6 protein-coding genes are annotated in these 9762 nt (G+C 47.2%); 4 read left to right on the top strand and 2 right to left on the bottom strand.

All coding sequences use genetic code 11. The features are described from left to right. Positions 1 to 30: 30 nt before the first annotated feature. Both gltB and FHQ23_RS08325 read left to right on the top strand, forming a co-directional pair. Positions 31 to 4491 (top strand): glutamate synthase large subunit, encoded by a 4461-nt coding sequence (gltB, locus tag FHQ23_RS08330; RefSeq protein WP_139613913.1) that lies wholly within the window; start codon positions 31 to 33, stop codon positions 4489 to 4491. Between the two features lie 106 nt (positions 4492 to 4597). After that, positions 4598 to 6007, top strand: a complete 1410-nt coding sequence (locus tag FHQ23_RS08325) for a glutamate synthase small subunit GltD family protein (RefSeq protein WP_139613912.1) — start codon at positions 4598 to 4600, stop codon at positions 6005 to 6007. Between the two features lie 300 nt (positions 6008 to 6307). Here FHQ23_RS08325 and FHQ23_RS08320 read toward each other — a convergent pair whose 3' ends face one another. After that, on the bottom strand, positions 6308 to 6580 hold the full coding sequence (locus tag FHQ23_RS08320; RefSeq protein WP_139613911.1) for a hypothetical protein: 273 nt from the start codon (positions 6578 to 6580) through the stop codon (positions 6308 to 6310). Between the two features lie 472 nt (positions 6581 to 7052). Here FHQ23_RS08320 and FHQ23_RS08315 point away from each other — a divergent pair, with 472 nt between their 5' ends. Further along, positions 7053 to 8120, top strand: coding sequence for a 3-deoxy-7-phosphoheptulonate synthase (locus FHQ23_RS08315; protein ID WP_139613910.1), 1068 nt, complete (start codon positions 7053 to 7055; stop codon positions 8118 to 8120). Between the two features lie 13 nt (positions 8121 to 8133). Next, positions 8134 to 9258, top strand: a complete 1125-nt coding sequence (tyrA, locus tag FHQ23_RS08310; RefSeq protein ID WP_139613909.1) for a bifunctional chorismate mutase/prephenate dehydrogenase — start codon at positions 8134 to 8136, stop codon at positions 9256 to 9258. Positions 9259 to 9510: 252 nt separating this feature from the next. Here the strand turns inward: tyrA and FHQ23_RS12400 are convergent, their stop codons facing one another. Next, entirely contained in the window at positions 9511 to 9669 is a 159-nt protein-coding gene (locus FHQ23_RS12400; RefSeq protein ID WP_176552284.1) for a hypothetical protein, read from the bottom strand. Positions 9670 to 9762: the final 93 nt, after the last annotated feature.

The raw sequence follows: 9762 nt of genomic DNA, 5'->3' as shown, positions 1-9762 counted from the left end.
AAAATGATTAGACAGTACAGGAAGTTTATTATGCTTTATAACCGAGATGAGATCAGGGAGAACTGCGGTTTTGGTCTGATTGCCCATTTGGAGGGAAAACCCAGCCATAAAGTGGTGAGAACCGCGATTTTGGGGCTGTCGCGGATGCAACACCGTGGTGCGGTGTTATCAGATGGCAAAACCGGTGATGGTTGTGGTTTGCATATGCAGATGCCAAAGCGCTTTTTCCGTTTTTTGGCGGAAGAACAAGGTTGGCGTTTGGGCAAAGAGTTTGCCGTTGGGCAGATTTTTTTGCCGACCGATCCGCAATTAATCGAACAATATTGTGCGATTATCAAAGAGGAACTGACGCGCGAAACGTTGACGATTGCGGCGTGGCGCGATGTGGCGATCAACAAATCGGTGTTGGGGGAAATTGCGGCATCGAGTTTACCGACGATTAAGCAGGTGTTTGTCAATGCACCGGCAGGTTGGGGACGCACTGATATTGAGCGCCGTTTGTTTATGGCTCGCCGTCGGATTGAAATGCGGGTTGAACACCCCGATTTCTATATTTGTAGCCTGTCTAGCCAAGTGATTATCTATAAAGGTTTGTGTATTCCGAGAGATCTGCCGAAATTTTATCTGGATTTGGCGGATCTGCGCATGGAGAGCGGTATCTGTTTGTTTCATCAGCGTTTTTCAACTAATACTTTACCGCGTTGGAAGTTGGCACAGCCGTTCCGTTTTTTAGCACATAACGGTGAAATCAACACCATCTCCGGCAACCGTGCTTGGGCTCGGGCGCGAGGCTATAAGTATCATACGCCATTGATTCCGGACTTGCAGACGGTGGCGCCGTTTGTGAATGAAAGTGGTTCGGACTCCAGTTCGTTAGACAATATGTTGGAATTGTTCGTCAACGGCGGCATGGATTTATTCCGTGCTATGCGCTTATTAGTGCCGCCGGCATGGCAGTATAACCCGGATATGGACGATGAATTGCAGGCGTTCTACGATTTTAACTCGATGCACATGGAGCCGTGGGACGGCCCAGCGGGAATCGTGCTCAGCGACGGTACGCATGCCGCTTGTACGTTGGACAGAAACGGTTTGCGTCCGGCGCGTTATGTGATTACACAAGATAAGTTAATCACCATCGCCAGCGAAGTCGGCATTTGGGATTATGCCCCCGACGAAGTGGTGGAAAAAGGGCGGGTTGGACCGGGCGAATTATTGGTGATTGATACTATCAACGGCAAGTTGATCCATTCCAACGAGATTGATGCAGAACTGAAACAGCGCCATCCGTACCGTGCTTGGTTGGATAAAAATGTATTGCGTTTAAAACCTTATGAAAACCTGCCGGACGATAAAATCGGTAAGGCGGAATTGGATCAAACCGCACTTTCGATTCATCAGAAGCAATTTGCTTACGATAAAGAAGAGTTGGAAAATCTGATTCGGGTTTTGGGCGAAGACGGACAAGAAGCGGTTGGTTCGATGGGCGATGATGCCCCGTTTGCAGTGCTGTCCGAGAAGCCACGAATTCTTTATGATTACTTCCGTCAATATTTTGCACAAGTCACCAATCCGCCGATCGACCCATTGCGGGAAAAACACGTGATGAGTTTGAACACCAGTATCGGGCGCGAGATGAGCGTGTTTTTCGAAACGGAGGGGATGTCGCATCGAGTCAGTTTCAAATCGCCGATTTTGCTGTATTCGGATATGCAGCAGTTGAAAGGCTTGGAACCGACTTATTACCAACATCAAGTGCTGGACGCAACTTACGACCCACAGGATTTATCCTTGCAAGAGGCACTGCTGAGATTATGCGATCAAGCGGAAAGTGCGGTGCGTGACGGTTCGGTGTTGTTGATTATTTCCGACCGCACTTTGGCGAAAAACCGATTACCGATTCCGGCGGTGTTAGCGGTGGGTGCGGTGCAGCAACGCTTGGTGGATACCCACTTGCGCTGCGATGCTAATATCGTAGTCGAAACTGGTTCGGCGCGCAATCCGCACCATTTTGCGGTGTTGATCGGTTTGGGCGCCACGGCGATTTATCCGTATTTAGCCTATGAAACGTTGGCAGCAATGATTGCCGAAGGCGCGATTAAAAAGCCAGTCCGGCAGGTGATGGCGAATTTCCGCGATGGTATCAACAAAGGCTTATACAAAATTATTTCTAAAATGGGAATCTCCACTATTTCTTCCTACCGCTGCGCGCACCTGTTTGAAGCGGTCGGTTTAGGCGACGAAGTGGCGGCACTCTGTTTCCGCAAAATCCGTTCACGGATTAAAGGCGCAGGCTTTGCCGAATTGGAAGCTGATTTGAAAATATTGAATAAGTTGGCTTGGCGTGCCAGCCAGGATCTGGATAACGGTGGCTATCTGAAATATAAACCACAAGGGGAGTATCACGCCTATAATCCGGAAGTGGTGAATTACTTGCAGCAAGCGGTGAACAGTGGCGATTATGCGATCTATCGCCAATATGCCGAGACGGTAAACAATCGCCCGGCGACGACTTTGCGTGATCTGTTAAAACTGAATATCGATCCGACACAGAAAATTGATTTGGCACAGGTCGAAGCGGCGGAAGGGCTGTATAAACGTTTTGACTCGGCAGCCATGAGTATCGGCGCATTGTCGCCGGAAGCACACGAGGCGCTAGCAGTGGCGATGAACCGTTTAGGCGGCTATTCCAACTCCGGTGAGGGTGGCGAAGATCCGAAACGTTATGGCACCGAAAAAGTGTCTAAAATCAAACAAGTGGCATCGGGGCGTTTTGGGGTGACACCAGCGTATCTGATGAGTGCCGAAGTGATTCAAATCAAAGTGGCGCAAGGGGCGAAACCGGGCGAGGGCGGGCAACTACCAGGCGATAAAGTCACCCCGTATATCGCACAATTGCGTTATGCCGTGCCGGGTTCAACCTTGATTTCACCACCGCCGCACCACGATATTTATTCGATTGAAGACTTGGCACAGTTGATTTTCGATTTGAAACAGGTCAATCCGAAAGCGATGATCTCGGTCAAACTGGTATCGCTGCCGGGTGTCGGCACGATCGCCACCGGCGTAGCGAAAGCCTATGCAGATTTGATTACCATTGCCGGTTATGATGGCGGCACCGGCGCCAGTCCGTTGTCGAGCGTGAAATATGCCGGTTCACCGTGGGAATTGGGCTTGGCGGAGGCGCAACAGGCGTTGGTGGAAAACAACTTACGGCACAAAGTGCGGTTGCAGGTCGATGGCGGTCTGAAAACCGGTCTGGATGTGATCAAAGCGGCAATTTTGGGCGCGGAAAGTTTCGGTTTCGGTACTGGACCGATGGTAGCGTTAGGCTGCCGTTATCTGCGGATTTGTCACCTGAACAACTGTGCTACCGGAATTGCGACTCAAGACGAAAAATTGCGTCAGAACCATTATCACGGTTTGCCGGAAAAAGCGATGAACTACTTCAAATTTATAGCACAGGACGTACGCGAATTGATGGCGGAGCTGGGCGTAACCAAGCTGATTGATCTCATCGGGCGTACCGATTTACTGTCGATTATCGAGGGCAAAACCGCAAAACAACACGCCTTGGATCTGAGTGGTTTACTGTATGCGCCGAAAGTACCAGAGGGTAGTGCCCGACACTGTATTGAAGCCAATCCGACGATGGACAAAGGCGAGTTGAACAAAGCGATTGTTGCTGATGTAGCAACCGCACTTGCCGCTCAGACAGCGGTGGATCTGAGCTACGATGTGCGCAACACTGACCGCTCGGTGGGGGCGACTTTATCAGGGATGATTGCGCAGCAATACGGCAACAAAGGCAATGACAAGCAGCGTTTTGATATTCGCTTAAACGGCACAGTCGGGCAAAGCCTCGGCGTGTGGCTGGCTGGCGGCGTTAATCTGTATCTCATCGGCGATGCCAACGATTATGTCGGCAAAGGTATGGCTGGCGGTAAAATTGCGATCCGTCCGCACAGCGGCACCATCTTCAAGGCGGAAGAGTCGACCATTGCCGGCAACACCTGTTTATACGGCGCAACCGGCGGTAAACTGTTTGCTTCCGGCAGAGCCGGAGAACGCTTTGCAGTGCGCAATTCCGGCGCAACGGCGGTGGTGGAAGGCATCGGCGATAACGGCTGCGAATATATGACCGGCGGTGTGGTGTGCGTGTTGGGTAAAACCGGCATCAATTTCGGTGCAGGTATGACTGGTGGTTTTGCTTATGTGTTGGATCGCGATGCAAAATTTGAATCGCGTTTAAATCATGAATTAGTTGAAACCTTGCCATTGGACGCATTGCCGACGCACCAAGAGTATCTGCGTGGTTTGATTGCCGAACACGTTGAAAATACCACTAGCCCGTTAGGGGAACGGATTTTAGCCAACTGGAGCGACTATCTGGGGCGCTTCCGTTTGGTGAAGCCGAAAGCGAAAGATGTGAATTCGTTATTGGGACACCAACGCCGCACCGTCGATGAATTGCGAGTGGTAACCCAATAAGTAGCCAACACAATCAGGGCTAAGCGAATAAAAATAAAGTGCGGTTAGCCAACCGCACTTTGGCTCTCAACGATAACAGCGTGAGTGACAAAATAGGAAACAGAATATGAGTCAGCAGGGAAATATTTATCAGTTTATCGATTTACCGCGAATCGATCCGCCGAAAAAAGCGTTGCAGGAACGCAAAACAAAATTTATTGAAATTTATCAGGTGTATGAGCAACCGCAAGCGGCATCACAAGCGGATCGTTGCTTGGAGTGCGGTAACCCGTATTGCCAGCACAAATGCCCGTTACATAACAATATCCCGAACTGGTTAAAACTGGTCTATGAAAATCGGATTATCGAAGCGGCGGAATTGGCGCACGAAACCAACACCTTGCCGGAAGTGTGCGGACGGGTTTGTCCGCAAGATCGGCTGTGTGAGGGATCGTGTACGCTGAACGCTGAATTTGGTGCCGTCACTATCGGCAGCGTAGAAAAATACCTGGCCGAAAAAGCCTTTGAAATGGGCTGGCGTCCGAGGGTGAAAGCGGTACCGCATACTGGGAAAAAAGTCGCAGTGGTAGGCTCAGGACCTGCCGGTTTAGGCTGTGCCGAACAGCTGATTAAAAACGGCGTTGCGGTCACCGTCTATGAGCGTGAGCCGGAAATTGGCGGCTTGCTGACTTTCGGGATTCCATCATTTAAATTGGAAAAAGAGGTGATGATCCGCCGTCGTGAAATTTTTAGTGAGATGGGAATCGAATTTAAACTCGGCGTTGAAATCGGCAAAGAGATCAGTTTAGAACAGCTGACGGCAGAGTATGATGCGGTGTTTTTAGGCGTCGGCACTTACCAAAGTATGCAGGCAGAAATCCCGAATGAAAATGCCGAAGGGGTCTATTCCGCATTACCATTCCTGATTGCCAATACTAAAAATGTAATGGGTTTGGCGTGTGATGATGTTGTCTCGATGGCAGGCAAAAAGGTGGTGGTACTCGGTGGTGGCGACACTGCCATGGACTGCGTGCGCACCTCATTGCGTCAACAAGCGGCGCAAGTAACCTGCGTCTATCGTCGTGACCAAGCCAATATGCCGGGCAGCCGCCGCGAAGTGCAGAATGCCAAAGAAGAAGGTGCAAATTTCTATTTCAATGCACAACCGGTTTCGATCGAAACCGATGGGCAAGGCAAGGTTGTCGGGATTAACATCGTGCGCACTGAGCTGGGTGAACCGGATGCCAATGGTCGTCGCCGCCCGCAAATCGTGGCAGGCAGCGAAGAATTGATGGAGTGCGATGCGGTTATCGTCGCTTTCGGCTTTGCCCCACATGTGATGCCGTGGTTAAGTGCGGTCGGCGTCACCACCGACAATCGTGGGCGCATCGAAGCCAAAGGCGAATTTAAACAGCAAACCACCAATCCGAAAATTTTTGCCGGCGGTGATATCACGCGCGGTTCTGATCTGGTCGTGACCGCTATCGCAGAAGGGCGCCAGGCTGCACAGGGAATTATGGCGTATTTGGAGGTTTAGGGTTTAATGCTATTTTAAGATCTGCCATCTCCAGAAGATGGCGGATTTTTTTCAAAAACGGATTTGTTTTTCTGTATCATCGATTTTTAACATATCTTCCAGTGTCTTGACGTGGCTTTTCTTGGTAAAAGTTAAATAGTCAGTCTTATCGAACTGGAAAGCGACAATTAAAAATTGATTTTGTTTCTTTTTGAAGAAAATGCGCTAAAACCACCGAAAAAATGACTATTTTCGAAATGTGTGATGATTTTTGTCCTAGATGTTTCGGATAATACTTCGTAATAAATAATTTCTAAATAGTTATTCTGAAATAAAATCATTGTCATCATATCCTAAGACAGTTATCGCACTTTTGCCATTACGGATTTGTTGCACCAGTTGCTTACGCTCTGCTGCCGTTAATTTTTTGCTAGGTTTTTTACTGTCTAAATTACGCCAAAAATCCTCAGCTTGCTGGAAAAGAATTTCTTCAGTTGGTGAAGTATTTTCGACTGAAAATAATGTTTCGGAAATCTCTTTTTTGATTTCATCGGGCGCATTAAGAATTCGATTGATGTTTAAGGTTGTCAACATAAAATCACCGTATAGCGTGTGTAAAATTATAGCTTTAATCTTGCTGGTATTTGTTGCTTAAGGCAATGCTTTTCTGATTTGGCTTAGGGGCTGTTGATCTTTTGTGTTTATAAATCAAGCAAAAAGAGTGTGATTTTATCCGACAGCGACCTACGGTCGCAATCGGTTAAGCATTGATGAGAGGCTTTGCCTCTCTGAAGTAGCCGCAAAGCGGCTGATCTATGCGTAACCTAGTACGGCTTTGCCGTGCTAGGCTAAAAGGATTAGTTTTAGCTCAAATAATATACTTAAAAGATCAACAGACCCTAGTATTTGGCTTAGTCATAGCTACGTAGCCAGATAGCACTTAGGTGAGTGCGGTAAACTTAGCATCAAATCTTGCTTGAATTTTTTCTAAAGATAGATTATTGTAATTATATTGATACAATATATGTATCAATATATTTACATCAAAATTAAAACAAGGACTTTTATGAATGCTGTAGCCAACAAAAATGCAATCCACAATGTCAATATTAATGATGAAAAAGTATTGTTGACGCCACAAGAGCTAAAAGAAAAGCTTCCACTCAGTACCGCACTTAGCCAACAAATCGAACAATCTCGCCGTGAGATTGCCAATATTATTCATAAAAAAGACAAGCGGTTACTGGTGGTGATTGGGCCCTGTTCGATTCATGATCCAATCTCGGCATTGGAATATGCGCACAAATTAAAAGCCTTGGCTGATGAAGTGAAGGACACGATTTATGTGGTGATGCGTGTCTATTTTGAAAAACCGCGTACCACAGTCGGTTGGAAGGGCTTGATTAACGATCCGCACTTGGACGGCAGTTTTGATGTAGAGAATGGTTTACAGTTGGCAAGAAAATTGTTGATTGATTTGGCTGAATTGGGCTTGCCGCTGGCAACGGAAGCGCTTGATCCGATTTCGCCACAATATATGGCGGAGCTGTTCAGTTGGTCGGCAATCGGCGCACGCACCACTGAATCGCAAACCCACCGTGAAATGGCGTCGGGTTTGTCGATGTCGGTCGGGTTTAAAAATGGCACCGACGGCAGTTTGGCAACGGCGATTAATGCATTGAAAGCCGCTTCAATGGGACACCGTTTTATCGGCATTAACCAACAAGGGCAGGTCAGTTTGCTGCAAACCGCCGGTAACAAAGACGGACACGTGATTTTGCGCGGCGGCAAAGCACCGAATTATCAAGCTGAATGTGTGCAGCAGTGCGAACAGGAGTTGGCAAAAGCTGGGCTAGAACCGTCGATTATGATCGATTGTAGCCACGGCAATTCGAATAAAGATTACCGCCGTCAGCCGCTGGTGGCGGAAAATGCGGTGCAGCAAATTCTGGACGGTAACCATTCGATTACCGGATTAATGTTGGAAAGCCATCTGTTTGCCGGGAATCAAAGTTCCGAGCAGCCGAAACAACAGTTGCAATATGGTGTTTCGATCACCGATGCTTGCATTGATTGGCAGACAACCGAGCAATTATTGCGTAAAATTCATCAACAATTATTGAACAGACCTTAACGGAGATTGCGAAATGCAACCTTTGCAACCTTTACGCGATGAAATTGACAACGTTGATCGGCAATTATTAGGCTTACTGGAAAAACGCCTGCAACTGGTCGCAGAAGTCGGGCAAGTGAAACACCAACACGGCTTGCCGGTGTATGCGCCGGAGCGTGAAGCAGAAATGTTGGCGGCACGTCGCCAAGAAGCGGAAAAAATGGGGATTTCGCCCGATTTAATCGAAGATCTGCTGCGTCGGATTATGCGTGAATCTTACCAAAACGAGCATAAAAACGGTTTTAAAACCGTCAATCCGGCAATTAAAAAAATCGTGATTGTTGGCGGAAAGGGCAAGCTTGGCGGGTTGTTCGGGCGTTATTTTCAACTATCAGGCTATCAGGTTGAAAATTTAGGTCGAACCGATTGGCAACGTGCGGAGCAGATTTTGCACGATGCCGATGTTGTGATCGTAACTGTACCGATTCGCAACACTTTAGAAACCATCGAACGTCTGCAACCGCACTTGCGTGAAAATATGCTACTGCTGGATTTCACTTCCGTGAAACGCCAACCGGTTGAAAAAATGCTGCAAGTGCATCAAGGAGCGGTATTGGGTTTACATCCGATGTTCGGACCCGACATAGCCAGTTTTGCCAAACAACTGATTGTGCGTTGTGACGGGCGCTACCCTGAACGTTATCAATGGATTTTGCAGCAAATGCAAATTTGGGGCGCAACCATTTATGCGATTGACCCTGCCGAGCATGATAAAAATATGACCTATATTCAAGCCTTGCGCCATTTTGCCACCTTTGCCAACGGCTTGCATTTATCGCGCCAGCCGGTTGAATTATCAAAATTATTAGCACTCTCCTCTCCGATTTACCGTTTGGAATTGGCAATGATCGGACGCCTGTTTGCGCAAGATGGTGAGTTGTATGCGGATATTATTTTGGACAAACCGGAAAATTTAGCGGTGATTGAATCGTTGAAACAGAGCTATGAAGAAGCGTTGCGCTTTTTTGAACAGAATGACCGTGCTGGATTTACTCAGGCGTTCAAACAGGTCAGCGATTGGTTCGGCAACTATTCCGACGTTTTTATGAAAGAGAGTCGCCAATTATTACAGCAAGCCAATGATTATAAACAGTTTTAACGTTTAAAGGCTACCCTGTGGCAGCCTTTATTTTCTATCGCTTTTCGTCATGTTTGATCGCATCTTTTATCGCACTTTTTATCGCTAGCAGGATGCCGATTGAAAATGCGAGTAGAATAAGCAGAACAATTGTTGTTTCCATTATGATTCCTCCATCGATAATTTATCCTGATGTTTTCGGAGCTCTTTAGCACCAAGCAAAATAAAATAGCTGAAGAGAACTAAGATGACAGAATTGAAGATTTTAAAACCCTAACTATATTGTCCATATAGTACAACAGGCATAGCCAGCAGTGCAACCTTGGCGAGATCTTCCAAATTCTTTGCCCATGAATCAGATGTTTCTTTTTTTATCGGCCTTTTCAGTAGATACCAATTGGTATTTTTAAAATAATGGTAACGAGTCTTCATATTTTCTCCGTTATAAAATCTAGGGTCTGTTGATCTTTGTTTATATTTTGAGTTGTTGTTTAAAATGAGCACAATCTAGGCGTAAGCCGAAAT

It is taken from the genome of Testudinibacter crocodili (assembly GCF_006228025.1).
Taxonomy (GTDB): Bacteria; Pseudomonadota; Gammaproteobacteria; order Enterobacterales; family Pasteurellaceae; genus Chelonobacter.
This window is presented reverse-complemented; position numbering and strand designations above follow the sequence as displayed.